This window comes from Rhodococcus sp. Z13_19A, from assembly GCF_058133575.1.
In genome coordinates this window covers 680081-704444 of record NZ_JBYUNN010000001.1, presented here as the reverse complement: position 1 = coordinate 704444, position 24364 = coordinate 680081, and the positions used below count along the sequence as shown (strand labels likewise).

At 72.7% G+C, this 24364-nt stretch carries 20 protein-coding genes and 1 tRNA gene; 10 read left to right on the top strand and 11 right to left on the bottom strand.

Annotated elements, in window-relative coordinates; all coding sequences use genetic code 11:
• The first annotated feature begins 73 nt into the window (after window positions 1–73).
• The gene (locus AC3YNX_RS03255; protein ID WP_489982110.1) at window positions 74–1729 is read left to right on the top strand and encodes an AMP-binding protein; all 1656 of its coding nucleotides are present in this window, start codon (window positions 74–76) and stop codon (window positions 1727–1729) included.
• A gap of 13 nt (window positions 1730–1742) precedes the next feature.
• Here the strand turns inward: AC3YNX_RS03255 and arfB are convergent, their stop codons facing one another.
• Window positions 1743–2180, bottom strand: coding sequence for an alternative ribosome rescue aminoacyl-tRNA hydrolase ArfB (arfB, locus tag AC3YNX_RS03250; protein WP_489982109.1), 438 nt, complete (start codon window positions 2178–2180; stop codon window positions 1743–1745).
• Between the two features lie 149 nt (window positions 2181–2329).
• Window positions 2330–3538, bottom strand: coding sequence for an acyl-CoA dehydrogenase family protein (locus AC3YNX_RS03245; RefSeq protein WP_127784292.1), 1209 nt, complete (start codon window positions 3536–3538; stop codon window positions 2330–2332).
• A gap of 134 nt (window positions 3539–3672) precedes the next feature.
• Between AC3YNX_RS03245 and AC3YNX_RS03240 the strand changes: the two genes are divergently transcribed.
• On the top strand, window positions 3673–4323 hold the full coding sequence (locus tag AC3YNX_RS03240; protein WP_127784291.1) for a TetR/AcrR family transcriptional regulator: 651 nt from the start codon (window positions 3673–3675) through the stop codon (window positions 4321–4323).
• On the opposite strand, the gene AC3YNX_RS03235 is transcribed toward AC3YNX_RS03240, so the two are convergent.
• Both AC3YNX_RS03235 and AC3YNX_RS03230 read right to left on the bottom strand, forming a co-directional pair.
• Window positions 4320–5183, bottom strand: a complete 864-nt coding sequence (locus AC3YNX_RS03235; protein ID WP_127784290.1) for a MaoC family dehydratase — start codon at window positions 5181–5183, stop codon at window positions 4320–4322. The genes AC3YNX_RS03240 and AC3YNX_RS03235 overlap by 4 nt on opposite strands.
• A 1-nt stretch (window position 5184) precedes the next feature.
• Complete coding sequence (locus AC3YNX_RS03230; RefSeq protein WP_489994580.1) at window positions 5185–6555, bottom strand: 3-oxoacyl-ACP reductase; 1371 nt, start codon at window positions 6553–6555, stop codon at window positions 5185–5187.
• 148 nt (window positions 6556–6703) lie between these two features.
• Here AC3YNX_RS03230 and AC3YNX_RS03225 point away from each other — a divergent pair, with 148 nt between their 5' ends.
• The 3 genes from AC3YNX_RS03225 (at window position 6704) to AC3YNX_RS03215 (ending at window position 11296) form a co-directional block, all read left to right on the top strand.
• Entirely contained in the window at window positions 6704–8023 is a 1320-nt protein-coding gene (locus tag AC3YNX_RS03225) for an acetyl-CoA C-acetyltransferase (protein ID WP_489994579.1), read from the top strand.
• Between the two features lie 137 nt (window positions 8024–8160).
• Complete coding sequence (locus AC3YNX_RS03220) at window positions 8161–9363, top strand: ATP-binding protein (RefSeq protein ID WP_127784288.1); 1203 nt, start codon at window positions 8161–8163, stop codon at window positions 9361–9363.
• Between the two features lie 247 nt (window positions 9364–9610).
• The gene (locus tag AC3YNX_RS03215; RefSeq protein WP_489994578.1) at window positions 9611–11296 is read left to right on the top strand and encodes a VanW family protein; all 1686 of its coding nucleotides are present in this window, start codon (window positions 9611–9613) and stop codon (window positions 11294–11296) included.
• Between the two features lie 151 nt (window positions 11297–11447).
• Here AC3YNX_RS03215 and AC3YNX_RS03210 read toward each other — a convergent pair whose 3' ends face one another.
• The 3 genes from AC3YNX_RS03210 to AC3YNX_RS03200 form a co-directional block, all read right to left on the bottom strand.
• Window positions 11448–13280: an acyl-CoA dehydrogenase gene (locus AC3YNX_RS03210; protein ID WP_489982103.1), complete on the bottom strand. Its 1833-nt coding sequence runs from the start codon at window positions 13278–13280 to the stop codon at window positions 11448–11450.
• Between the two features lie 111 nt (window positions 13281–13391).
• Window positions 13392–14021 carry a class I SAM-dependent methyltransferase gene (locus AC3YNX_RS03205; RefSeq protein WP_489994577.1) on the bottom strand — a complete coding sequence of 210 codons (630 nt, stop codon included), beginning with the start codon at window positions 14019–14021 and terminating at the stop codon, window positions 13392–13394.
• A 50-nt stretch (window positions 14022–14071) separates the two neighbouring features.
• Window positions 14072–14761: a DUF732 domain-containing protein gene (locus AC3YNX_RS03200; protein WP_489994576.1), complete on the bottom strand. Its 690-nt coding sequence runs from the start codon at window positions 14759–14761 to the stop codon at window positions 14072–14074.
• Between the two features lie 85 nt (window positions 14762–14846).
• On the opposite strand from AC3YNX_RS03200, the gene AC3YNX_RS03195 reads away from it, so the two are divergent.
• The 4 genes from AC3YNX_RS03195 to AC3YNX_RS03180 all read left to right on the top strand — a co-directional run bounded on the left by AC3YNX_RS03195 (window position 14847) and on the right by AC3YNX_RS03180 (window position 18481).
• Entirely contained in the window at window positions 14847–15602 is a 756-nt protein-coding gene (locus tag AC3YNX_RS03195) for a LamB/YcsF family protein (protein ID WP_489994575.1), read from the top strand.
• A gap of 19 nt (window positions 15603–15621) precedes the next feature.
• On the top strand, window positions 15622–16242 hold the full coding sequence (gene pxpB / locus AC3YNX_RS03190) for a 5-oxoprolinase subunit PxpB (RefSeq protein WP_489982563.1): 621 nt from the start codon (window positions 15622–15624) through the stop codon (window positions 16240–16242).
• The gene (locus AC3YNX_RS03185; protein ID WP_489994574.1) at window positions 16239–17093 is read left to right on the top strand and encodes a 5-oxoprolinase subunit C family protein; all 855 of its coding nucleotides are present in this window, start codon (window positions 16239–16241) and stop codon (window positions 17091–17093) included. Before pxpB ends, AC3YNX_RS03185 begins: the two co-directional genes overlap by 4 nt.
• Window positions 17094–17251: 158 nt before the next feature.
• Window positions 17252–18481, top strand: coding sequence for a sensor domain-containing phosphodiesterase (locus tag AC3YNX_RS03180; RefSeq protein WP_127784281.1), 1230 nt, complete (start codon window positions 17252–17254; stop codon window positions 18479–18481).
• An 11-nt stretch (window positions 18482–18492) separates the two neighbouring features.
• Here the strand turns inward: AC3YNX_RS03180 and AC3YNX_RS03175 are convergent.
• The 3 genes from AC3YNX_RS03175 to AC3YNX_RS03165 form a co-directional block, all read right to left on the bottom strand.
• Window positions 18493–18566, bottom strand: a tRNA-Gly gene (locus AC3YNX_RS03175).
• Between the two features lie 68 nt (window positions 18567–18634).
• Window positions 18635–19654: an alanine racemase gene (locus tag AC3YNX_RS03170; protein WP_489994573.1), complete on the bottom strand. Its 1020-nt coding sequence runs from the start codon at window positions 19652–19654 to the stop codon at window positions 18635–18637.
• Window positions 19651–20946, bottom strand: a complete 1296-nt coding sequence (locus AC3YNX_RS03165; protein WP_489994572.1) for a D-arabinono-1,4-lactone oxidase — start codon at window positions 20944–20946, stop codon at window positions 19651–19653. Before AC3YNX_RS03165 ends, AC3YNX_RS03170 begins: the two co-directional genes overlap by 4 nt.
• Window positions 20947–21111: 165 nt before the next feature.
• Here AC3YNX_RS03165 and AC3YNX_RS03160 point away from each other — a divergent pair, with 165 nt between their 5' ends.
• Window positions 21112–21744, top strand: a complete 633-nt coding sequence (locus AC3YNX_RS03160) for a TetR/AcrR family transcriptional regulator (protein WP_489994571.1) — start codon at window positions 21112–21114, stop codon at window positions 21742–21744.
• A 60-nt stretch (window positions 21745–21804) separates the two neighbouring features.
• On the opposite strand, the gene AC3YNX_RS03155 is transcribed toward AC3YNX_RS03160, so the two are convergent.
• The gene (locus tag AC3YNX_RS03155) at window positions 21805–24306 is read right to left on the bottom strand and encodes a sensor domain-containing protein (protein WP_489994570.1); all 2502 of its coding nucleotides are present in this window, start codon (window positions 24304–24306) and stop codon (window positions 21805–21807) included.
• Window positions 24307–24364: the final 58 nt, after the last annotated feature.

The following is a 24364-nucleotide window of genomic DNA, read 5'->3' as shown; positions in this document are numbered from 1 at the left end:
CGGCCCTGGTCAGCGCCGCCCGGTCAGCGGGATCGTGGTTGGCCCACGCCCCTCGGGTTGCCACGCTCAGCGCATGACTGAGACGCCCGCCACTTTCGCCGACGTTCTGCTGCGCCGCGCCGACGACGAGCACGACGGACTGCTCTTTGAGGACTCGCGCTGGAGCTGGCGGGAGCTGGTGCAGGAGTGCGCCGACCGCTCCGCCGTGCTGCAGGAGCTGCGGCGCCCGGAGCGCGCGTTCCACGTCGGCGTGCTGCTGGAGAACGTGCCGGAGTTCCTCTTCCTCATCGGCGCGGGCGCGCTCAGCGGTGCCACCGTCGTGGGGATCAACTCCACCCGCCGCGGCGAGGAGCTGGCCGCCGACATCCGCGGCGTCGACTGCGACCTGGTGGTGACCGACGCCCACGGCGCGGCCCTGCTGGCGGGCCTCGACCTGGGCCTGCCCAGCGAGCGGGTGCTGGAGTGCGACGGCGCCGACTGGCAGGCGCGGCTGGAGCGGCACCGCGGTGCACCCCTGGAGCCCACCGCCGAGGCGCGCGACCCCCGCACCCTGCTGATGCTGCTGTTCACCTCCGGCTCCACCGGCAACCCCAAGGCCGTCATCTGCAGCACCGGCCGGATGGCGATGCTGGCGTCGGCCAACGTCATGCACATCACCCGCGACGACGTCTCCTACAACGCCATGCCGATGTTCCACGGCAACGCGATCATGGCCTGCTTCGCCCCCGCGGCGCTGGTGGGCGGGACGTTCGTGCTGCGCCGGAAGTTCTCCGCCTCCGGGTTCCTGCCCGACGTGCTGCGCTACGGCGTCACCTTCTTCAACTACGTGGGCCGCTCGCTCGCCTACCTGCTCCACCAGCCCGAGAACCCCGACGAGAAGCGCACCAGGCTGCGCGCCGCGTTCGGCACCGAGGCCGCGCCGCTGGACCGGGCGGAGTTCGAGCGGCGCTTCGGGGTGGCGCCGACGGAGAGCTACGGCTCCAGCGAGGGTGCGGTGGTGATCAGCCACGGCCCCGACGCCCCGCCCGGGTCCCTGGGCACGCCGCCGGCGGTGATGCCCGTGCAGATCCAGGACCCCGACGGCAACGAGTGCCCGCCGGCGGAGTTCGACGTCGACGGCAAGCTGCTGAACTCCGCCGAGTGCATCGGCGAGATCGTGAACACCCAGGGCGCCATGATGTTCGAGGGCTACTACAAGAACCCTGAGGCCACCGCGGCTCGGCTCGACGGCACCGCCTACCGCTCCGGCGACCTCGGCTACCGCGACAAGGACGGCTTCTTCTACTTCGCCGGTCGCGCCGGCGACTGGATGCGGGTGGACAGCGAGAACTTCGCCAGCGCCCCCATCGAGCGCGTGCTGGCGCGATTCCCCGGGGTGCTGCTGGTGGCGGTGTACCCCGTGCCCGACAGCCGCACCGGCGACCGGGTGATGGCCACGCTGAGCATGGCCGACGGCGAGCAGTTCTCGCCCGCGGCCTTCTACCAGTTCCTCACCGAGCAGCCCGACATGGGCACCAAGTGGGCGCCCACCTACGTGCGGCTGGTGGAGGACGTCCCGGTGACCGCCACCCGCAAGATCGACAAGATGCGGCTGCGCCGGGAGAGCTGGCTGGTGGACGACCCGATCTACGTGCGCGAGGAGGACTGCTACGCGCTGCTGCGCGAGGACAAGCGTGCCGAGATCCTCGCCGAGTACGCGATGTTCGACCGGCCGACGGCAGCCCTCTGAGCCCTCGGGGCGGCTAGTAGTCGGGCCGGCCGCGCAACCGCTTGGTCTGTCCCCGCGCCACCTTCGCGTCCACCCGCCGCTGCCGCGCCCGCCGGCTCGGCTTGGTGGGGCGGCGCGGCGGGGCGTCGGGGGCGAGCGCCTGCGCCAGCAGCATCGCCATCCGGGCCCGGGCGGCCTCGCGGTTGCGCAGCTGGGAGCGGGTCTCCGACGCCGCGATGGTGAGCACGCCGTCCACGGTGCGGGTGTGCAGTCGGTGCAGCAGCCGCTCCCGCTGGTGGGCGTCCACGGTGCTCAACGTGCTCAGGTCGACGCTGAGCTCCACCCGCGAGTCGGTGGTGTTGACGCCCTGCCCGCCGGGACCCTGCGAGCGGGAGAACCGCCAGGTGAGCTCGGCCGCAGGTACCGCCAGCCGCGCGGTCACCCGCAGGTCGCCCTCCACCGGATCCGCCACCCGGCCATTATTGCCCCGCCTCACGGCCGTGATGCGGGGCACTGGTGCCACGACGGGCGGACGTCCGTGCCGCCCGGACCCGCTGAACCCCGCAGCAGCAGCCAGCGGGACCCCGTCCTCCCCGCAAGGAGAGGGGAGGAGAGCGAGGGTCAGCGGATGTGCACGCCGGAGATGGCGCGCGCGATCACCAGCTGCTGGATCTGCTCGGTGCCCTCGAAGATGTCGAAGATCTTGGCGTCGCGGTGCATGCGCTCCACCGGGTACTCGCGGGTGTAGCCGACGCCGCCCAGGATCTGGATGGCGCGCTCGGTGGACCAGACCGCCACACGACCGGCCTTGAGCTTGCTCATCGAGCCCTCGGCCGCGGCGAAGGGCACGCCGTTCTTGGCCATCCACGCCGCACGGTGCACCAGCAGGCGAGCGGCGTCGATCTCGGTCTTCATGTCGGCCAGGGTGAACGCGATCGCCTGGTTCTCGATGATCGGCCGGCCAAAGACCACGCGGCCCTTGGCGTACTCCAGGGCGTAGTCGTAGGCGGCGCGGGCGATGCCCACCGCCATGGAGCCCACGGTCGGGCGGGTGAGCTCGAAGGTGGCCATGGCCGCCTGGCCACCGCCCTTCTTGCCCTCCCGCGCCCGAGCCAGCCTGGCGTCGAGCTTCTCCTTGCCGCCCAGCAGGTTGGCGCCGGGGATGCGCACGTCGTCCAGGAACACGTCGGCGGTGTTGGAGGCGCGCAGCCCGTGCTTCTTCAGCTTCTTGGCCACCTCCAGGCCCTTGGTGCCGGCGGGCACCACGAACGCCGCCTGCCCGCGGGAGCCGAGGGTCTTGTCCACCACGGCCTGCACCACGAACACGCTGGCGACTCCGCCGTTGGTGGCCCAGGCCTTGAGACCGTTGAGCACCCACTCGTCGGTGGCCGCGTCATAGACCGCGCGGGTGCGCATGTTGCCCACGTCCGAACCCGCCTCGGGCTCGGAGGAGCAGAACGCGCCGACCTTGGGGTCGTTGACGTCACCGAAGCACTGCGGCACCCACTCGATCATCTGCTCGGGGGTGCCCGCGGCCACGATGCCCGCTGCGGCCAGGCCGGTGCCCATGATGGCCAGGCCGATGCCGCCGTCGCCCCAGAAGAGCTCCTCGTTGAAGATCGGCATGCTCAGCCCGGTGGGATCGGCCTGCAGGGTGCCCATGGTCTCGTAGCCGTAGAGGCCGATCTTGGCCGCCTCCTGCAGGATCGGCCACGGAGTCTCCTCCCGCTCGTCCCACTCGTGGGCAGCCGGCCGGACGACATCGGCGGCGAAGCCGTGCACCCAGTCGCGAAGCTCGGTCTGTTCCTGGCTGAGCTCGAGCGAGAACATGGGCGTTCGTCCCTTCGGAGGCGTGCGGTACCCGGGGCAGCGGGATGGAGCGGTGCGGCACCGGAGAACACCTTACTGCGGAGTAACATTACCTGTGGGTAAGGTCTTTGGCGACACGCAGGGAGAGGTGAGCGATGAGCGCGAGCAAGCGGCTGCCCCGCGCGGTCCGGGAGCAGCAGATGCTCGACGCTGCGGTGTCGGTGTTCGCCCGCAAAGGATTTCACGATGCTGCCATGGACGACATCGCAGAGGCCGCGGCGATCTCCAAGCCCATGCTCTACCTCTACCTCGGCTCCAAGGAGGACCTGTTCGCCGCGTGCATCACTCGGGAGGCCGAACGCTTCCTGGCGGCGGTGTTCACCGCGGTCGACCCGGACCTGCCGCCCCGCGAGCAGCTGGCCAACGGCATCACCTCGGTGTTCACCTTCGCCGCCGAGCACCGCGACAGCTGGCTCGTCCTCTACCGGCGCGCCCGGTTGCAGCAGCCCTTCGCCGCCCAGGTGTCCCAGGTGCACGACGGTGCGGCGGCGGCGGTGTCCCAGCTGCTGCAGCGCTCCGCGTGGGGCAACCACCCCGCTGCACACTTCGACAGCCTCGCCGTCGCCCTGGTCGGCGCCGCGGAGGCGCTGATCGACCGGATGCTCGACGACCCGGCCGCCGACCCGGTGGTGACCGCGGAGCTGCTGGTGGACTTCGCCTGGCACGGCCTGGGCGGGCGGCGGCGCACCGAGTCGGCCGACCGCACCGAGCCGGCCGAGCGCACCGGGGCCGCCGCCCCCCGCTAGCGCTGGGTGATCTGCCCGCCCAGGTGGGCGGTGCCCTTGGTGGCGTTGCGCAGTCCCACGTTCCAGCCGTTCTTGGTCTGCTCCGCCGCGAAGGCGACGGTGGAGGGCAGCAGGATCGGCTTGCGGAAGGCCACCGTGTAGTCCATCGCCTCGGGCAAGCGCCCCTCCAGCGCGGACAGGCAGCGGGCCGCGCTCCACATGCCGTGGGCGATGGCTCGGGGGAACCCGAAGGCCTTGGCGCTCAGGGCGTGCAGGTGGATGGGGTTGCGGTCGCCGGACACCGCGGCGTAGCGCCGGCCCAGGCCGTCGTCGAGCTTCCAGATCGCTGAGGGCTCCACCTCGTCGTCCACGCCCACCTTGGGTGCGGGGGCGGCGGTGTCGGACTTGCCGGCGCCCTTGCGCAGGTAGGTGCTGGTGCCGGTGTAGACCAGCTCCTCGCCCACCCGGGCCTCGGTGACCAGGTCGAGCTGGCGGCCCTGCCGGTGCGGACGCAGGTTGGTCGCGCGCACCCTCAGGTCGAAGCTCTCCCCGGCCAGCGCGGGCCGGGTGGTCTCGATGCGGTTGGCCACGTGCACCAGCCCGAGCAGCGGGAACGGGAAGTCACCGGCCGTCATCAGCTTCATGCTCATCGGGAACGACAGCATGTGCAGGTAGGTGGCCGGCAGGGTCTCGCTCAGCCGGAAGCCGCACACCTGCGCGTACTCGGCCAGGTGGTTGCGGTCGACGGTCACCCCGTCCAGCCGCAGCTCTCGCTCGGGCAGGGCCTGCGGGCGACCACCGGGCAGCGGCAGCGCGGCCAGCGCGGCCTTGAGGTAGGGCTGCGCCAGGCCGGGGGAGGAGCTGAGCGTCTCGGTCTGCACGTCAGGCCCCCAGCAGGCTCTGGCCGCACACGCGCACGACCTGTCCGGTGACCGCCGAGGAGGCCGGGCTGGCGAAGTACGACACGGTCTCCGCCACGTCGATGGGCAGCCCGCCCTGAGTCATCGAGTTCATCCGCCGGCCGGCCTCGCGGACCACCAGCGGGATGGCCGCGGTCATCTGCGTCTCGATGAACCCCGGTGCCACGGCGTTGATGGTGATGTCCTTCTTGCCCAGCTCCGGGGCCAGCGCCTCCACCAGTCCGATGACGCCGGCCTTGGAGGTGCCGTAGTTGGTCTGGCCGTTGTTGCCCGCGATGCCCGCGATGGAGGCCACGCCGATCACCCGGCCACCGTCCTTCAGCGCACCGGACTCCAGCAGCTCGGCGGTGAGGCGCTCCGGCGCGGCCAGGTTCACGCCGATGACGGCGTTCCAGCGGTCGGCGTCCATGTTGGCCAGCGTCCGGTCCCGGGTGATGCCCGCGTTGTGCACGATGACGTCGGCACCGCCGTGGCGCTCCAGCAGGTGCGCGGACAGGGTGGCGCCGGCGTCGGCCGCGGTGACGTCCAGGGCCAGCGAGCTGCCGCCCACGGCGTTGGCGGTCTTGGACAGCGCCTCGCCCGCGCCGGCCATGTCCACGCACACCACGTGCGCGCCGTCGCGGCTGAGCACCTCGGCGATGGCGGCACCGATGCCCCGGGCGGCCCCGGTGACCACGGCGACCTTGCCGGCGAGCGGGCTGTCCCAGCTGCGGGGCACGGCCTCGGCGTTGGTGGTGGAGCCGTGCGCGCCGATCCGGATGACCTGCCCGGAGACGTAGGCCGACTTGCCCGAGAGCAGGAAGCGCAGGGTGGACTCCAGCGCGGAGGGGTCAGCTTGGGGTGCGGCGTAGACCAGCTGCACGGTGGCGCCTCGCTTGACCTCCTTGCCGGCGGAGCGGGTGAAGCCCTCCAGCGCGCGCTGGGCGATGTGCTCCTGGGTGGAGTCGGTCTCCTCCGGCGGCGTGCCGATGACCACCAGGCGACCCGACGGGGCGACCTTGCGCATCACCGGGTGGAAGAAGCTGTAGAGCTCCTCGAGCTGGTCGATGTGGGTGATGCCGGTGGCGTCGAACACCAGGGCGCCGTACTTGTCGGCGTCGGTGGCCAGCCCGTAGTCGGCGCTGGAGAACAGCTCGCGCAGCGGCTCCACCAGGCGGCCGGACCCGCCCAGCAGCACCGGGCCGGGCAGCGGGGGCTTGCTGGGGTCGTGACGACGCAGCTGCTCCGGGCGCGGCAGCCCGAGCTGGCCGGCGAGGAAGCTGCCCGGTCCGGATGCCATCAGCTGCGAGTAGCGGTCGGAGGGCTGGCGGGGACTGGACTGGGTCGAGGTCACAGGGTGCACCTTCTCGCTCGGGTGAGGCTTGGGTCGACAAGGAACTTACTGGCGGGTAAGAATACCCATCAGTAGCTACAGCGTCGAGTCCACCAGGGCCGAACCCACAGCGCCGAACCCCCACAGCGCCGAGCAATGGAGATGAACCGTGGCCACACAGCCTGCCCGCAGCAACCCCACGGCGCCGGCCGGAAACGCCGGACGCCCCGTCGCCGTGCTCGGCGGCAACCGCATCCCCTTCGCCCGCTCCAACGGCGTCTACTCCCGCGCCTCCAACCAGGACATGCTCACCGCCACCCTGGACGGCCTGGTGAGCCGCTTCGGCCTGCAGGGCGAGCGCCTGGGCGAGGTGGTGGCCGGTGCCGTGCTCAAGCACAGCCGCGACTTCAACCTCACCCGTGAGTCGGTGCTGGGCAGCGCGCTCTCGCCGGAGACCCCGGCCACCGACATCCAGCAGGCCTGTGGCACTGGGCTGCAGGCGGCCATCCAGGTGGCCAACAAGATCGCCCTCGGCCAGCAGGAGGTGGGCATCGCCGGCGGGGTGGACACCACCAGCGACGCGCCCATCGCCGTCAACGAGGACCTGCGGCGAGTGCTGCTGGAGCTCAACCGCACCCCCAGCACGGTCGGCCGGCTCAAGCTGCTCGGCTCGCTGCGCCCCGGCCAGGTGGTGCCGGAGATCCCCCGCAACGGTGAGCCCCGCACGGGCCTGTCGATGGGTGACCACGCGGCGCAGACCGCGCTGAAGTTCAACATCTCTCGCGCCGACCAGGACGCGCTCGCCGCGGCCAGCCACCACAAGATGGCGGCCGCCTACGACCGCGGGTTCTTCGACGACCTGGTCACCCCGTTCATGGGGCTCTCCCGCGACCAGAACCTGCGCCCGGACTCCAGCGTGGAGAAGCTGGCCAAGCTCAACCCGGTGTTCGGCAACGGGCCCAAGCAGACGATGACGGCGGGCAACTCCACCCCGCTCACCGACGGCGCGTCCGCGGTGCTGCTGGCCAGCGAGGAGTGGGCCACGTCGCGCTCGCTGCCGGTGCAGGCGTGGATCACCCACTCCGAGACCGCGGCGGTGGACTTCGTGCACGGCGAGGACGGGCTGCTCATGGCCCCCACCTACGCGGTGCCGCGGATGCTCGCCCGCGCCGGGCTGAAGCTGGGCGACTTCGACTTCTACGAGATCCACGAGGCGTTCGCCTCGCAGGTGCTGGCCACCCTCGCCGCCTGGGAGGACCCCGAGTACTGCCAGACCAAGCTCGGCCTGGACGGTCCGCTCGGCTCCATCGACCGCGCCAAGCTCAACGTCAACGGCTCCTCGCTGGCGGCGGGCCACCCGTTCGCCGCCACCGGCGGGCGCATCGTGGCCAGCCTGGCCAAGTTGCTGGCGGAGAAGGGCTCGGGCCGCGGCCTGATCTCCATCTGCGCCGCCGGCGGCCAGGGAGTCACCGCGATCCTGGAGCGCTGAGCGCGACCACTCCACCAACGGCGCGGGTGGGACGGTGACCACCGTCCCGCCCGCGCCGTTCGGCGTCCCCAGGTCCAGGGCGTGCTCTTTCTGCGCGCCTATCGGTGGGCCTCTAGATTGGCCGATACTGTCCGAGCGTGGATCCCGTACGCAATCCCTTCGCGCCCGGCGCCGGCCAGCGCCCACCCGAGCTGGCCGGACGCGACCGCGAGCTGCAAGCCTTCGACGTGCTGCTGGAGCGGGTCTCGCGGGGCAAGCCCGAGCGCAGCCTGGTGCTGACCGGCCTGCGCGGGGTGGGCAAGACGGTGATGCTCGGCGAGCTGCGCTCCCGGGCGCTCAACCGCGGCTGGGCCAGCGGCAAGGTGGAGGTCAAGGCGGGCTCGCCGTTGCGGCGCCCGCTCAGCGCCGCGCTGCACCGGGCGGTGCGCGACCTGGCGGTGCGCCACCGTGCGCCCGACCGGGTGGACGACGTGCTCGGGGTGCTCAAGGCGTTCGCGCTCAAGGCCAACCCGGAGGGCACCGGGATGCGGGACAAGTGGCAGCCCGGCATCGACGTTCCCGCCACCCGCGGGCGTGCCGACTCCGGGGACATGGAGATCGACCTGGTGGAGCTGTTCACCTGCGTGGCCGAGCTGGCCGCCGACGTGGGCACCGGCCTGGTCCTGCTGCTCGACGAGATGCAGGACCTGGGCATCGACGACGTCTCGGCGATGTGCGCCGCCTGCCACGAGCTGAGCCAGTCCGGGGCGCCGCTGGTGGTGGTGGGTGCGGGCCTGCCGCACGTGCCCAGCGTGCTCGCCGCCAGCAAGTCCTACTCCGAGCGGCTGTTCCGCTACCTGCGCATCGACCGCCTGGACCCCGCCGCCGCCGAGCAGGCCATCCGCGCGCCCATCCAGCGCGAGGACGCCGACATCGACGACGACGCCCTGGCCGCGCTGTACGAGACCTCCGGTGGCTACCCCTACTTCGTCCAGGCCTACGGCAAGGCCGCCTGGGACGCCGCCCCCGGCGCCAGCATCACCGCCGCCGACGTGGCCATCGCCGGGCCGGAGGCCGAGGCCGAGCTGGCGGTCGGGTTCTTCGGCTCCCGGCTGGAGCGCGCCACGCCCGCCGAGCGGGAGTACCTCTACGCGATGGCCGAGCTGGCCGACCTGCGTGGCGCGCCCGACGAGGCGGTGCCCACGGCGCAGGTGGCCGAGCACCTCGGCCGCAAGGCGTCGTCGCTGTCCCCGGCGCGGGACAGCCTGCTCAAGAAGGGGCTCGTCTACGCCACCGAGCGGGGCTTCGTCGCGTTCACCGTCCCGCACTTCGGCCGGTTCCTGGCCGGCCGGGCTGCCTGACCGGGCGCAGACCGGCACGTCACGCTGACGCACGCGTCGACAAAAGAAAATTCAACTGATGTGTAACGCAGGCAGACCCGCCCTCGATGTACCTGATAGCTCCGCGCTGCTGCCTACCCCGACTTGGCAGCAGCGCGGAGCTTTCCAGTGCCCGCTCCGCGGTGTTCCTGAGATGGACGCCGGTCTGTGCGCCCTGTCCCCCGTACGCTGATCAGGTCAAGTGTCCGTTTGATCTGGGGAGTACCGCGTGTCCGACAGCAGCGAGCTTCGAGGCAGGGTGGCCGTCAAGGTCGCGCTGGGCGCCGCAGTCGTGCTGGCGGTCCTGGGCATCGCCTACACGGCCGACCTGCTCAGCTCTCGCGGCGAGGTGCCTCGCGGCGTGCGGGTGGCTGGCGTCGAGGTCGGCGGGCTGGACACCGCTGCCGCCGAGGAGAAGCTGCGCCGAGAGCTGACCCCACGCTCCGGCCAGCCCGTGCCGGTGCAGGCCGGGGACGTCAGCACCACGCTCGACCCGACCACGGCCGGGCTCAGCGTGGACTGGTCGGCCACCCTGGAGCAGGCCGGCTCCCAGCCGCTCAGCCCCGTCACCCGGGTTCGCTCGGTGGTGGGCACCATCGACGTCGGCATCGTCACCACCACCGATCGGGCCCAGCTCGACCGGGCGGTGCAGGGCCTGCGCGGCCAGACCGACCGGCCGGTCGCCGAGGGCGGTGTCCGCTTCGACGGCGCCACTCCGGTGGCCGAGGCGCCGCGCGCCGGGCAGCAGCTCGATGCGGCAGGGGCCGCCACCGCGCTGGTCGACGGGTGGCTGGACGAGACACCCGTGCCGCTGCCGGTGACGCGCCAGGAGGTGTCGGTGTCGCAGGCCGCGGTCGACAGTGCCCTCGCCGTGGCGCGCACCGCGGTCGCCACCAGCGTCGTGGTGGAGGGCAGAGGGGCCAGCGCCGCGCTGCGCCCCGACGCCATCGCCACCGTGCTCAGCTTCGAGGCCGACGGCGACGGCGGGCTGCGACCCAAGGTCGACGTGGCGGGCGCCACCCGGGTGCTGGCACCCCAGCTGGCCAAGACGGAGACCAAGCCCACCGACGCCACCGTCGTGCTCCGCGACGGGGCTCCGCAGGTGGTGCCCTCCTCAGACGGCGTCGCCATCGACTGGGCCCAGACGCTGGCGGGGCTGGAGAAGGTCGTCGTCGCCGAGCGCAAGCCCCTGCAGGCGGTCTACGCCCCCAAGCAGGCGTCGTTCACCACCGCCCAGGCCGAGGGGCTGGGCATCAAGGAGGTGATCGGGGAGTTCCGCAGCGGCGGCTTCTCCTACGCCAGCGGCGTCAACATCCGCCAGGTGGCCAAGGAGGTCACCGGGGCGGTGGTCAAGCCGGGCGAGACGTTCTCCCTCAACGGCCACACCGGGCCGCGCGGGACGGCCCAGGGCTACGTCGACTCCGGCGTCATCATCGACGGCCACGCCGGCAACGCGGTGGGTGGCGGCATCAGCCAGTTCGCCACCACGCTGTACAACGCCTCCTACTTCGCCGGGATGACCGACGTCGCCCACACCGAGCACAGCTACTACATCTCGCGCTACCCCGCGGGCCGCGAGGCCACCGTCTACGAGGGCGCCATCGACCTCAAGTTCAGCGTGCCCACCAGCACCGGGGTGCTGATCGAGGCCTTCGGCGACGCCACCTCGATCACGGTGCGCCTGTGGGGCACCAAGACGGTGGACGTGGAGTCGATCAACGGCGGCCGGAGCAGCTACACCGACCCCAAGGTGATCGAGCTGCCCAAGGGCAAGGACTGCGCCCCCTCGGCCGGAGCCAAGGGCTTCACCACCACCGACACCCGCGTGGTGCGCGACAGCACGACGGGCAAGGAGCTCTCCCGCAAGACCCGCACCGTGGTCTACGACCCCAGCCCGATCGTGCGCTGCATTTAATCCAGCGCTGCATCTAGTCCACGCGGCATCTAGTCCAGCGCTGCATCTAGTCGCCAACGCACTCAGGGCCCGCAACGTCCTTTTCCGGCGGCTGCCGGGACGTTGCGGGCCCTGAGTGCGGTCTTGCTAGCGGGCTAGCGGAGGCGCGGGATCAGAACGCGGCCTCGTCGAGCTCCATGATGTCGTTGTCGGTGTTCTCCACGATCTGCCGGCTGGCGGTCAGCTCGGGCAGCACGTTCTTGACGAAGAAGGAGGCCACGGCCACCTTGCCGTTGTAGAACGCGGTGTCCTTGGCGCTGATGGTGCCGTCCAGCTTGGCCAGGGCCACCTCGGCCTGGCGCAGCAGCAGCCAGCCGATGAGCAGGTCGCCCACGCTCATGAGCAGCCGGACGCTGGCCAGGCCCACCTTGTAGAGGTTCTTGGCGTCGTCCTGGGCGGCCATCAGGTTGCTCGTCATCGCGGCGAGCATCGCCTGGACGTCGGCCAGCGCGGTCGCCAGGTGCGCCCGCTCCTCCTTGAGGCGGCCGTTGCCGGACTCCGCCTCGATGAACTTCTGGATCTCCCCGGCGACGAAGCCCAGCGCGGCGCCCTTGTCGCGGATGATCTTGCGGAAGAAGAAGTCCTGCGCCTGGATCGCCGTGGTGCCCTCGTAGAGGGTGTCGATCTTGGCGTCCCGGATGTACTGCTCGATCGGGTAGTCCTGCAGGTAGCCGGAGCCACCCAGGGTCTGCAGGCTCTGCGCGAGCTGCTCGTAGGCACGCTCGGAGCCCACGCCCTTGACGATCGGCAGCAGCAGGTCGTTGACCCGCTCCGCCAGCGTGACGTCGGTGTCGTTGCCGTCGCCGGCGATGATCTCGTCCTGGAAGGAGGCCGCGTAGAGGTACACCGCACGCAGGCCCTCGGCGTAGGCCTTCTGCATCATCAGGCTGCGACGCACGTCGGGGTGGTGGGTGATGGTGACGCGCGGCGCCGCCTTGTTGCTCATCTGGGTGAGGTCGGCACCCTGCACGCGCTCCTTGGCGTAGTCCAGGGCGTTGAGGTAGCCGGTGGAGAGCGTGGCGATGGCCTTGGTGCCGACCATCATGCGGGCGTTCTCGATGACCTTGAACATCTGCGCGATGCCGTTGTGCACCTCGCCGACCAGCCAGCCCTTGGCGGGCACGTCGGTGTCGCCGAAGGTCACCTCGCAGGTGGCGGAGACCTTCAGGCCCATCTTGTGCTCGACGTTGGTGACGTAGACGCCGTTGCGCTCGCCCAGCTCACCGGTCTCGGGGTCGAAGTGGAACTTGGGGACGAAGAACAGCGACAGGCCCTTGGTGCCCGGCTTCGCGCCCTCGGGGCGCGCCAGGACCAGGTGGTAGATGTTGTCGAAGAGGTCGTTGTCGGCGGAGGTGATGAACCGCTTGACACCCTCGATGTGCCAGGAGCCGTCGTCCTGCTGGATGGCCTTGGTGCGGCCGGCGCCCACGTCGGAGCCGGCGTCGGGCTCGGTGAGCACCATGGTGGCGCCCCAGCCCTTGTCCACCGCGAGAGCCGCCCACTTCTTCTGCTCCTCGGTGCCCTCCTCGAACAGCACCTGGGCGAAGCTCGGGCCGGCCATGTACATGTGGGCGGCGGGGTTGGAGCCGAGCACCAGCTCGCCGATGGCCCACACGACGGTGCGCGGAGCGGGGATGCCGCCGATGTCCTCGGCCAGGCCCATCCGGTACCACTCGCCGTCCCACAGCGCCTGGAAGGACTTCTTGAACGACTCGGGCAGGGTCACCGAGTGGGTGGCCGGGTCGAACACCGGCGGGTTGCGGTCGGCGTCGGCGAAGGACTCCCCGAGCGGACCCTCGGCCAGCTCGCGGACCTGGCCGAGCATGTCGCGCACGGTCTCCTCGTCGAGGTCGCTGAACAACCCCTTGCCGAGACGGTCGCCGAGACCGAGCACCTCGAAGAGGTTGAACTCGATGTCGCGGAGGTTGCTCTTGTAGTGGCCCATCGTGATGCTCTTCCCGTTTCGTCGGCCCAGGTGGGATGGATCGTCGACGGAGCAGCATTCACTACCCGCCGGTAACAAGAGGATATTACCGACCGGTAACCACGGCAACCACTAACCCTGGGCGCTCCGGCGCGCGACCACCACGGCATCGATCGCCATCCGCAGGCCGTCAGGCGTGTCCACCTCGCGGTGGGGCTGGGCGGCAGTGACCAGGGTCATGTCTGCCGGCAGCTCCGCAGCCACGTCGGCGGGGGTGAACAGGATGTCTGGGTCCTGCGGGCCGCCGTAGCCGTCGGTGAGGTTGGTGGAGTCGTGGGCGACCACCAGCAGGTGTCCGCCGGGGGCGAGGGCGGCGCAGGCCGCGGCCAGCACCGCGCGTCGCTGCTCGCGCGGCAGGTGCAGGTAGACCACCAGGACCAGGTCGTAGGGCGCCTCGCCGGGACCGCGCAGCTCCGTGGCGGTGACGTCGGCCTGCTGCCAGTGCAGCCGGGACACCACCGACCGGGGGGAGCGCGCCGCGACCTCGGCCGCCTTGGTCAGCGCCACCCGGGAGAAGTCCAGCGCGGTGACGTCCCAGCCCCGGGTGGCCAGCCACAGGGCGTTGCGCCCCTCCCCACAGGCGAGGTCGAGCGCCCGCCCGCGGGGCAGCGCGGTGGCGTGCTCGACCACGTAGCGGTTGGGCGGAGCACCCCACACCAGGTCGCTGTCGGCGTAGCGCTCGTCCCAGGCGTCGGCATCCATGCCCCGACGCTATCGCTCCACCGGCCCTGTCCCGTGCGGGCAGGGTGGGACTAGCAGTAGGTCCGCTCGGCCGAGCCGACGAACAGCTCGGAGATCTCCCGGGAGGACTTCTTGGTGGTGGGGGCCAGCATGGTCCCGATCTGGTCGAACTGGGTGAGGATCGACTGGCGGGAGTCGCCACGCGCCTTGGCTTGGCAGGTGGCCTGCGCGAAGAGGATGTAGACGCCGTTGATGGCCTCGTTGCCGGGAACACCACCGGCCGCGAGGGCCTGCAGGTAGGCCTGCCCCTTGGGGCCGGCGTTGGCGAGGGCCTTGGCGGGATCGGTGTCCACCTGCGGCAGGGCGCCGGCGCCGGCTGGAGCCGGCGCGGGCAGCGTGGACGGGGCCTGTGCCGGCGGCTGGGCGGCCCCGTTGGGCGCTGGTGCGGGGGCTGCCGCGGTGGGCGCGCCTGCGCCGGTGCCCGGTGCCGGTGCCGGTGCCGGTGCCCCAGGGGCCGCCGGGGCACCCGGAGCCGCGCTCGGAGCCGCTCCCGGGGCGGCGGGCGCACCCGGAGCGGGTGCCCCCGGGTCGGCCGCAGCGGGACCGGGTGCGGCCGGGTCGGCCGCGGTGGGGCTGGCGGCGGCGGTGGAGGAGGCCGGCGGCAGCGCGGGGGCCACGTCGTCGTCGCTGCTCGAGCCGCAGCCGACGAGGCCGACGCAGAGGATCGCGGTCAGGGGGACGGTGAGCTTCCGCAGTGACATCACCTGCCTGATAGTGCCATGCGTGTGATGCGGGACGCATCTACTTAGGAGCAGGGCGACACCAACGGTCGGCGAGACTGGGCGGATGGACCTCAACAGCGATCTGGGTGAGTCGTTCGGCCGGTGGGTGCTGGGCGACGACGAGGCAGTGCTGGCCGCGGTCACCAGCGCCAACATCGCCTGCGGTTTCCACGCGGGTGACCCCTCCACGCTGCGGCAGACCGCCGCGCTGGCCGCGGCGGCCGGGGTCGAGGTGGGCGCCCAGGTGGCCTACCGCGACCTGGCCGGGTTCGGCCGCCGCTTCATGGACGTCTCGGCCACCGAGCTGGCCGACGACGTGCTCTACCAGATCGGCGCGCTGGAGGGCATGTGCCGGGTGAGCGGCACCCAGGTGCGCTACGTCAAGCCGCACGGCGCGCTCTACCACGCCGTGGTGCACCACACCGACCAGGCCGCCGCGGTGGTGGCCGCCGTCCGCGACTACGACCCCACCCTGCCGATCCTGGGACTGCCCGGCTCGGCCCTGCTCGCTGCCGCCGAGGCCGCGGGGATGCGGGCAGTGCCGGAGTTCTTCGCCGACCGCGGCTACCTGTCCGACGGTCAGCTGGTGCCGCGGACCTCGCCGGGCGCGGTGCTCGACGACCCGGCGGCCGTCGCGGAGCGGGTGGTGCGGGTGGTGCAGGAGGGTGTGGTGCGGGCGGTGGACGGCACCGACGTGCGGGTGAGCGCGGAGTCGGTGTGCGTGCACGGGGACTCGGCGGCGGCCGTGGCGATGGCGGTGGCGGTGCGGGCGGCGCTGCGCGAGGCTGAGGTCGACGTGGCGGCCTTCGTGCGGGGCTGACGTGAGCGGGGGGAGGCCGGTGGTGTTCCAGGTGCACGCCCTCGGTGACACGGCGCTGCTGCTGGAGCCGGCCGACGCCGAGGTGGTGCACGCCCTCGCCGCCGCGGCGCGCGAGCTCGACGACGTGCTGGACGTGGTGCCCGGCGCGCGCACGGTGGTGCTGCACGCCCGCGGCCCCGCCGCCCTGGTCGCCCTGCGCGGGCGGCTGGAGCAGCTGCAGGTGCAGCCCGGGCTGGCGCAGGCCCGTGCCGGCGACGTGGTGGAGCTGGCCACGGTCTACGACGGGCCCGACCTGGCGGAGGTGGCGCGGCTGACCGGGCTGAGCCCGGCGGAGGTGGTGGCTGCGCACACCGGCTCGCTGTGGCGGGTGGGCTTCGGCGGCTTTGCGCCCGGCTTCGCCTACCTGGTGGGTGGCGACCCTCGGCTGCACGTGCCGCGCCGCGACGAGCCCCGGGAGCGGGTCCCTGCGGGCTCGGTGGGGCTGGCCGGCGAGCACAGCGGTGTCTACCCGCGGTCCTCGCCCGGCGGCTGGCAGCTGATCGGCCGCACCGACGCGGTGCTGTGGGACGTCGACCGCGACCCGCCCGCGCTGCTGCACCCTGGCGGGCAGGTGCGGTTCGTGGCGGTGGAGCGGCCGTGACCGCGCTGCGGGTGCTCGCCACCGGACCGCTGGCGCTGGTGCAGGACCTGGGCCGGCCGGGCCTGGCCGCCCAGGGGGTGAGCCGTTCCGGCGCCGCCGACCGCGCCGCCCTGCGCCTGGCCAACCGGCTGGTGGCCAACCCCGAGGACGCCGCGGCCATCGAGGCCACCCTGGGTGGGCTGCAGGTGCGCGCCGAGGTGGACCTGCTGGTGGCGCTGGCGGGGGCCGCGGCGCCGGCGGTGCTGGACGGCACCCCGGTGGGCCACCACGCGGTGCTGCGCCTGCCCGCGGGCAGCGTGCTGCGGCTGGGTGCGCCGGCGGCCGGGCTGCGCACCTACCTGGCCGTGCGCGGCGGGATCACCGTGCCGGCGGTGCTGTCCTCGCGCAGCACCGACGTGCTCTCCGGGCTGGGGCCGGACCCGCTGGCGGTCGGCGTGGTGCTTCCGGTGGGCCCCGCTCCGGAGGCCTACCCGGAGGTGGCCCAGGCCGCGGTGGCGGTGCCCGGCGGCGGGCTGGTGCGACTGCGGGCGCTGCGTGGGCCCCGCGCCGGGTGGGTGGCCGACGTGGACGCGCTCACCACCCGGGCGTGGACGGCGTCGGCACGCAGCAACCGGGTGGGCATGCGGCTGGAGGGCCACCGGCTCACCCGCTCGCGCACCGAGGAGCTGCCCAGCGAGGGGCTGGTGCGCGGGGCGGTGCAGGTGCCCCCGGGTGGGGAGCCGGTGCTGTTCCTGGCCGACCACCCGGTGACCGGCGGCTACCCGGTGGTGGCGGTGGTGCTCGACGCCGACGTCGACCGCGCCGCGCAGGTGCGCCCCGGCCAGCAGCTGCGCCTGCACTGGGTGGGCTGAGCCCACCGGTCGAGGGCCGGAGCGGACCAGCTCAGGGCTTTTGGCCCGGACGACCTAGGTTGACCGACAGGGCGACCACGCCACAAATCGGCCCGTATGAGTGACGGTGTGTACATACTGTTAGCCCCTGGTGGTGGCTGACGGTGGAGAGGCAGCGGATGCGCGAGCTCGATGTTCGTCGGCAGAGTGACTCCGCCCGGCGCTACCTCGACCTCGCTGCTCCCTCCTCGGCCCTGCGCACCACGCTGTTCCTCGCCGCGGAGTCGGTCACCTACCCGGTGGCGGCGGTGAACATCCTGGACGAGCACGAGCAGCACACGCTGATCAGCGTGGGCACTGCGCCGCCACCGCCCCAGCCCCGCTCGGCCACCCCCTGCGACGTGGTGGTGCGGACCGGGCAACCGCTGGCGATCAGCGACCTCCCGACCCGCGGCTACCCCCAGCAGCCCTGTGTGGGCACGGCGGCCGCGCGGTCCTACATCGGCATCCCGCTGGTGGGCCGCGAGGGCCTGGTGGTGGGCACCCTGGCACTGGTGGACGTGGCCGAGCGGCACACCACCGAGCAGGCACTGCGGCGGCTGGTCCAGTTCGGCTCGGTGCTGGAGGAGCAGCTGGACCTGCTGCGCCGGGTGGGGCCGAGCCGGCCGCAGACCGACGTCTACCAGCTCGCGGTGGCCATCGACGAGGGCCAGATCCTGCCCTACTTCCAGCCGCTGGTGCACCTGGCCACCGGCGAGGTGGTGGCCTACGAGGCGCTGGCCCGCTGGCACCACCCCACGCGCGGCGTGCTGCCGCCCGCGGAGTTCATCCCGCTGGCCGAGGACAGCGAGCTCATCATCGACCTCGACCTGGCCGTGCTGCGGCAGGCGGCGGTGGTGGCCCAGCGGTGGCGGCAGACGTCACCGGAGCTGCGGATCACCGTGAACGTCTCCGGTCGGCACTTCGAGCACCCCGGGTGCGTGGACCGCATCCACGACGCGGTGACCGCGTCCGGCCTGCCGCCCAGCGCAGTGTCGCTGGAGCTCACCGAGACCGCGGCCATCGCCGCCAGCCCGGCCAACGTGGCGTTCCTGGACCAGCTGCGCGCGCTCGGCTTCCGCATCGTGCTGGACGACTTCGGCAGCGGGGTGTCCACCCTGGAGCACCTGGTGTACCTGCCCTGTGACGGCGTGAAGATCGACCGGAGCACGGCGGCGGCGCTGCACACCCGGTCCGGCGCCGCGGTGGTGCGGGCCATCGCCGGGCTGGCCGTGGAGCTGGGCAAGACGGTGGTGCTGGAGGGGCTGGAGACCGTCGACCAGGCGGAGCGGGCCCTGGAGCTGGGCTGCATGATCGGGCAGGGCTACCTGTGGTCGGAACCGCAGCCGGAGGACGTGCTCGTCGGCTAGCAGGGCAGTGGTGGAGCGGATGACGGGAATCGAACCCGCGTGTTCAGCTTGGGAAGCTGATGTTCTGCCATTGAACTACATCCGCGTGACGCTGCCGGTTGGCTCAGGCCGTGGCCCGGGTCGGGTGGCAGCGTCGAGAGGCAGCATAGCGGCTCACCACCCGCGCAGGTCCACCGGCCAGCGCTGCAGCACCTCCTCGCCGTCCACCAGCCACATCGCCTCGTGCAGAGCGACCGTGGGATCGACGTGCGCGGGCAGCACCCGCACCCGCTGGCCGACGGTCGGCAGCTCTGCGCCGGACAGTTCTGCCGCCCCGAAGGTGGTGTGCTCGTCGCTGCAGAACCACACCTGCCCGTCGGCGATGGTGGGGTTGCCGTGGTCCATCCCCAGCGACTTCAGCCCGACGTCGGCCACCGCGTACGGCGTCTCGCCCGCCGTCCCGGTGGACAGGACGGTGGCGAGCAGGCTCAGCGCGTGGCCGAAGGGCAGGCCCAGCTCGGCGTAGGCGGTGTCCATCAACGCGTAGGAGCCGGCCTGGATCTCGGTGGCCCAGGTGTTCACCGCGTAGGTGCCGGTGCCTCCGGCGCTCACCAGCTCCCCGCCGACGTCGGCGTGCGCGGCCAGCAGCAGCGCCATCGCCTCCTCGGTGAGCCGGGCCTGCTCCGCCGCGGGCTGGGCCATCATCAGGTGGCCCTCGTAGCCCATCACCCCGCGCACGGCCAGGCCCCGCCCACGGGCCAGGTCGGCGATGCGGCCGGCCTCGGCGGGGGTGCAGCCGCAGCGGGGCAGGCCCACGTTGACGTCCACCACCACCTCGCGCACCCCGCCGTCGGCCGCGGCCGCCACGGTCTCGGCGGAGTCCACCGCCACGGTCACCCGGTGCCCGGCCGCCACCAGCACCCCCAGGCGCCGGGCGTCCAGCACCTCGTTGGCCAGCAGCAGGTCCGTGCCGAGTCCGGCGGTGGCCATGCCCTCCACCTCGCGGATGGTGGCGCAGGTGAAGCCGTGGTGGCCCACCGCGTCCTGGCGCCGGGCCAGCTCGGTGCACTTGTGCGCCTTGACGTGCGGGCGCAGCCGCGCCCCGGGGTGGGCGGCGGCCATGGTGTCCAGGTTGGCCTGCAGGACGCTCTGCTCCACGAGCAGGGCGGGGGTCTGCAGCTCGTCGATCTTCATCCCAGCACCCGTTCCAGGTAGTCGTTGCCGAAGCGCCGCTCGGGATCCACCGCGGCGCGCACCGCGGTGAACTCGTCGAAGCGGGGATAGCGCTGCCGCAGGGTGGCCGCGTCCTGGTAGTGCATCTTGCCCCAGTGCGGACGGCCGTCGAGGCGGTCCATCACCGCCTCCACGGCGCGGAAGTACCGCTCGAAGGGCTCACCGCGGAACACGTGCACGGCCAGGTAGGCGCTGTCGCGGCCGCTGGCGGTGGACAGCGGGACGTCGTCGGCGGCGGCGAAGCGCACCTCCACCGGGAAGGACACCCGCAGGTGGTGCTCGGCGATCACCCGCTCGATGCCCGCCAGCGCCTCGCCCACCGCCGCGGCGGGCACCGCGTACTCCATCTCCACGAAGCGGACTCGGCGCGGGGAGACCAGCACCCGGTGGGAGACGTCGGAGTACTCCCGCGCGCCCAGGGCCCGGGAGGCCACGCGGTTGATCCGGGGCACCAGCCTCGGCCGGGACCGGCCCAGCCGGCAGGTGAGCTGGAACAGCCCGTTGCTGAGCACCTCGTCCTCCAGCAGCGCCCGACCGCGGGGCAGCGGCTGGGGCACGGCGTCGGCGGGCAGCCGGTTGTTCCGCTTGGTGAGCGTGGCCGTGGTGTGCGGGAACCAGTACAGCTCGAAGTGGTCGTTGTCCCGCACCAGCTCCGGGAGGTTGTCCAGCACCTCGCGCAGCGGCATCGGCTCCTCCCGGGCGTGCAGGGTGTAGGCGGGCTCGGTCTGCAGGGTCACCGTGCTCAGCACGCCCAGCGCGCCCAGACCCACTCGTGCCGCGCTGAACAGGCCGGGGTTCTCGGTGGGGCTGGCGGTCACCACCGAGCCGTCGGCCAGCACCAGCTCCAGCGCCCGCACCTGGGTGGCCAGCCCACCGAAGCTGCCGCCGGTGCCGTGGGTGCCGGTGGACAGCGCCCCGGCCAGGGTCTGGGCGTCCACGTCGCCGAGGTTGGTCATCGCCAGGCCCAGCTGGGCCAGCACCGTGTTCAGCCGCCGCAGCGTGGTGCCGGCCCGCACCGTCACCAGCCCGCTGCTCGGGTCGGCCGACACCAGCCCGGTCAGCAGGCCGAGGTCGACCTGGACGCCGTCGGTCAGCGCGATGCCGGTGAAGGAGTGTCCCGACCCGACGGGCTTGACCCGCTCGCCGGCCGCAGCGGCGGCACAGACCACCTCCGCCAGCTCCGCGGTGCTGGTGGGCCGGGCCACCGTGTGCGGGTCGGCGTGCTGGTTGCCCGCCCAGTTCGTCCAGTTCACGTCCGTGGCCCTTCTGTCGTCCGGTCGTGTCGAGACCCCGAAGTTAGTCGCTCGTCCAACAGTGCGCCGAGCGGACCGGCGGCCATGGGCATTGCCGTTCGGCCGGCATAGGCGCTGTTCAGGGCTAGTCTGGCGCGGGGCGGTCGTCAGCGTTGGGGGACTCAGGTGGCACGCATTGCGGTAGCAGAACGACGTCAGCAGCTGATCGACGCGACGATCCGGGTGATGGTCGAGGACGGGGTGGCCGCGGCCACCACCCGCCGGATCGCGGGCGAGGCCGGGGCCACGCTGGCCACCGTGCACTACTGCTTCGAGTCCAAGCAGGCGCTGCTGCGCGAGGTCATCACCACGCTGGTGCGCCAGCTGGCCACGGCGGTGCGGCAGCCGCCCCGGCAGACCAGCGACCTGGCCACGCTGGTGCGGGAGTACCTCGACGCGGTGTGGCAGGTGGTGGAGGGCGAGCCCAAGCGGCAGCGGCTCACCTACGAGCTCACCCAGTTCGCGCTGCGCGAGCCCGACCTGGCGGAGCTGGCCCAGTGGCAGTACCGGCTCTACCACGAGGAGTGCGAGCAGACGCTGGGCGCGGTGGCCCGCGCGGCGAACGTCAGCTGGATCCTGCCGTTGGACGTGGTGGCCCGGATGGTGCTCAGCGCCATGGACGGTGCGGTGCTGGGTTGGCTGGTGGACGGTGACGCGGCCCGCTCCCGCCAGGTGCTGCTCACCTACGGCGAGCTGCTGGCCGGGCTGGCCGAGCCGGTCCGGGACGCGCACCCGGCCGTGGTCGGGGTCCGGCCCTAACGCTGCACGGGTCGGCGCTCGAGGGCGCTGGCGCTGCACGGGGCGGCGCCCGAGGGGGTGCTAGCCGACCGCGCTGCGGCTGGGTGCGGCCACGGGTCGCCCGAACAGGAAGCCCTGCGCCTGCGGGCAGCCGTGCTCGCGCAGCCAGTGAGCCTGCTCGACGGTCTCCACGCCCTCGGCCACCACGTCCAGCGCCATGCCGGCGCCGAGCCCCACCAGCCCGTCGACCAAGGTGCGAGCCTCCCCGGTGTGCGGCAGCCCGGCGATGACGCTGCGATCGATCTTGACCGCGCTGATCGGCAGCCGGTGCAGCGCGGCGATGGAGGAGTGCTGGGTGCCGAAGTCGTCCAGGGTGAACCGCACTCCCAGCGCGCTCAGCCGGGTGGCGGCCGCGCGGGTGGACGGCGAGGAGCTCAGCGCCGTGTGCTCGGTGATCTCCAGCCGCAGGCGGGTTGGCGCCAGCCCGCTGCGGGTCAGCTCGGCCTGCACCATGTCGGCGAAGCCGCTGCGGCCCAAGTGGTTCGCGGAGACGTTGACGCACAGCTGCACGTCCTCGGGCCAGCTGAGCGCGTCGGCGCAGGCTCGCTGCAGCACCCAGCGTCCCACCGCGGGCACGCGCTGCCTGCTCTCCGCCGCGGACAGGAACGCCTCCGGCAGCAGCAGTCCGCGCCGTGGGTGCTCCCACCGCAGCAGCGCCTCCCGGGCCACCACCTCCTCGTCGTCCAGCCGCACGATCGGCTGGTAGTCGATGCGCAGCTGGTCGCCGCGCACCGCGCTCTCCAGCTCCGCGATGAGGTGCAGCCGATCCACCGCCGCGGTCTCGCTGACCTCGTCGGTGCGCACCCCGACGGCGGCTCCGCCGGCACGCTGGCGCTTGACCCGGTACATCGCGGCGTCGGCCTGGCTCAGCAGCACCTCGGCGGGCCCCCCGCTGCCCACCGCCATGCCGATGCTGGCGTGCATGCTGAGCTGCTCGCTGCCCACCTGGAACGGTTCGTGGAAGAGGGTGCCGATCCGCTTGCGCAGGGCGCGGACCTGCTCCGGCTCGGCCACCTGCTCGCAGACCACGACGAACTCGTCACCGCCCAGGCGCACCGCGGTGTCGCCCTCCCGGACGGCGCCGGACAGCCGCGCGGCCACCTGCCGCAGCACCTCGTCGCCGCGCTCGTGCCCGTAGGTGTCGTTGACCTCCTTGAACCCGTCCAGGTCCAGGAACAACACTCCCACCGCGGTGCCCTGCCGGTCGGCCAGCGCCAGGGCGTGGGTGAGCCGGTCGAGCAGCACCAGGCGGTTGGGCAGCCCGGTCAGCGGGTCGGACAACGCCTGCCGGGCCAGCTCGGCCTGGGCCTGCTTGCGGGCGGTGATGTCCTGCACCTGCACCACCAGGTGGCTGACCTCGCCGTCGTGGCCCCACACCGGCACCGCGTGCCGGTGCACCCACACCACGGTGCCGTCGGCGCGCACGTAGCGCTTGTCGGTCTCGGTGGGGCCGGGAGTGCCGTCCTCGTCGAGCATCTCCTCGAACAACGACTGCGACTCGTCGAGGTCGTCAGGGTGGGTGATGTCGCGAAAGGTCCTGGCCATCAGCTCGGCCTCGGTGTAGCCGGTCAGCTCGCACAGGGCGCGGTTGACCTGCACCCAGTGTCCGTTGCGGTCGACCACGGCCAGTCCGATGGGGGCGTGGGCCATGGTCAGGTGGAACAGGCTGACCGCCTGGTCGCGAGCCTGCTCGGCCAGCACCCGCTCGGTGATCTCGCGGGTGACGGTCTGCAGCTGCACCTGGCGCAGGGCGCGGTCGTACATCGCCTGGCCGGTGATCTCCACCCACACGGGGCGGCCGTCGGCGTGCCGCGCGCACACCACCTCGGTGACCGGGGTGCCGATGCGGGCGTGCCGGAAGGAGGCGACCAGGCTGTCGCGGTCGCCGGGCTCGACCAGCTCGATCGCGCGCACCCCCAGCAGCTGCTCGGGGGTGTAGCCCAGGTGGGTGCGGGCCGAGCCGGACACCCAGGTGATGGTGGAGTCGGGCAGGTGCAGGGCCACCACGCTGTCGGCCCGCTGCAGCAGCATCTGCGAGGCGCGCTCGGCCTGGCGGCGGCGCAGCTGGTGCAGGCGCTGTCCCCGCACCGGGCTGACGGTGCTGAGCGCCCCGACCAGCGTGCCGTGCTCGTCGTGCACCGGCTCGGAGCTGCTGTGCAGCCACAGCTCCTCGGGCTCCCCGGCCAGGCCTCGCCGGCGAACGCCGACCACGAAGTCGTGGGCGGGCACCGCGGTGCGCAGGACCTGGGCGGCCGGGTGGTCGCGCAGCCGGATCGGCTGGTCGTCGCGGTCCACCACGGCGAACAGCAGGGTGGACGGGTCGTGCTCGGCGGAGCCCCCCTGCGCCAGGCCCAGCAGCCGACGCCCGGCCGGGTTGACCGCCAGCACCGCCCCCCGGCAGTCCTGCAGCAGCCGCCCCACCTCGGCTGGCCCGGTCGGGGCACCGGCGTCGGCGTCGGTGCGCTCGGCATCGGGATGGTCGGGCTCGGCGCTGATCTGTGCCGCGAGCATGATCAGGTCCATGCGACTGTGTTGCTCCCCCCAGAGACGGTGAGCACCCGGATGGACGACGTCCCGCGGG

Excerpts from the sequence above, each read along its gene's own strand:
- AC3YNX_RS03195 (WP_489994575.1), top strand. The coding sequence starts at position 14,847 with ATGGACCTCAACAGCGATCTGGGTGAGTCGTTCGGCCGGTGGGTGCTG.
- AC3YNX_RS03200 (WP_489994576.1), bottom strand. The coding sequence starts at position 14,761 with ATGTCACTGCGGAAGCTCACCGTCCCCCTGACCGCGATCCTCTGCGTC.
- AC3YNX_RS03210 (WP_489982103.1), bottom strand. The coding sequence starts at position 13,280 with ATGGGCCACTACAAGAGCAACCTCCGCGACATCGAGTTCAACCTCTTC.
- AC3YNX_RS03255 (WP_489982110.1), top strand. The coding sequence starts at position 74 with ATGACTGAGACGCCCGCCACTTTCGCCGACGTTCTGCTGCGCCGCGCC.
- AC3YNX_RS03170 (WP_489994573.1), bottom strand. The coding sequence starts at position 19,654 with ATGAAGATCGACGAGCTGCAGACCCCCGCCCTGCTCGTGGAGCAGAGC.
- AC3YNX_RS03205 (WP_489994577.1), bottom strand. The coding sequence starts at position 14,021 with ATGGATGCCGACGCCTGGGACGAGCGCTACGCCGACAGCGACCTGGTG.
- AC3YNX_RS03245 (WP_127784292.1), bottom strand. The coding sequence starts at position 3,538 with ATGTTCTCGCTCGAGCTCAGCCAGGAACAGACCGAGCTTCGCGACTGG.
- AC3YNX_RS03240 (WP_127784291.1), top strand. The coding sequence starts at position 3,673 with ATGAGCGCGAGCAAGCGGCTGCCCCGCGCGGTCCGGGAGCAGCAGATG.
- AC3YNX_RS03180 (WP_127784281.1), top strand. The coding sequence starts at position 17,252 with ATGCGCGAGCTCGATGTTCGTCGGCAGAGTGACTCCGCCCGGCGCTAC.
- AC3YNX_RS03155 (WP_489994570.1), bottom strand. The coding sequence starts at position 24,306 with ATGGACCTGATCATGCTCGCGGCACAGATCAGCGCCGAGCCCGACCAT.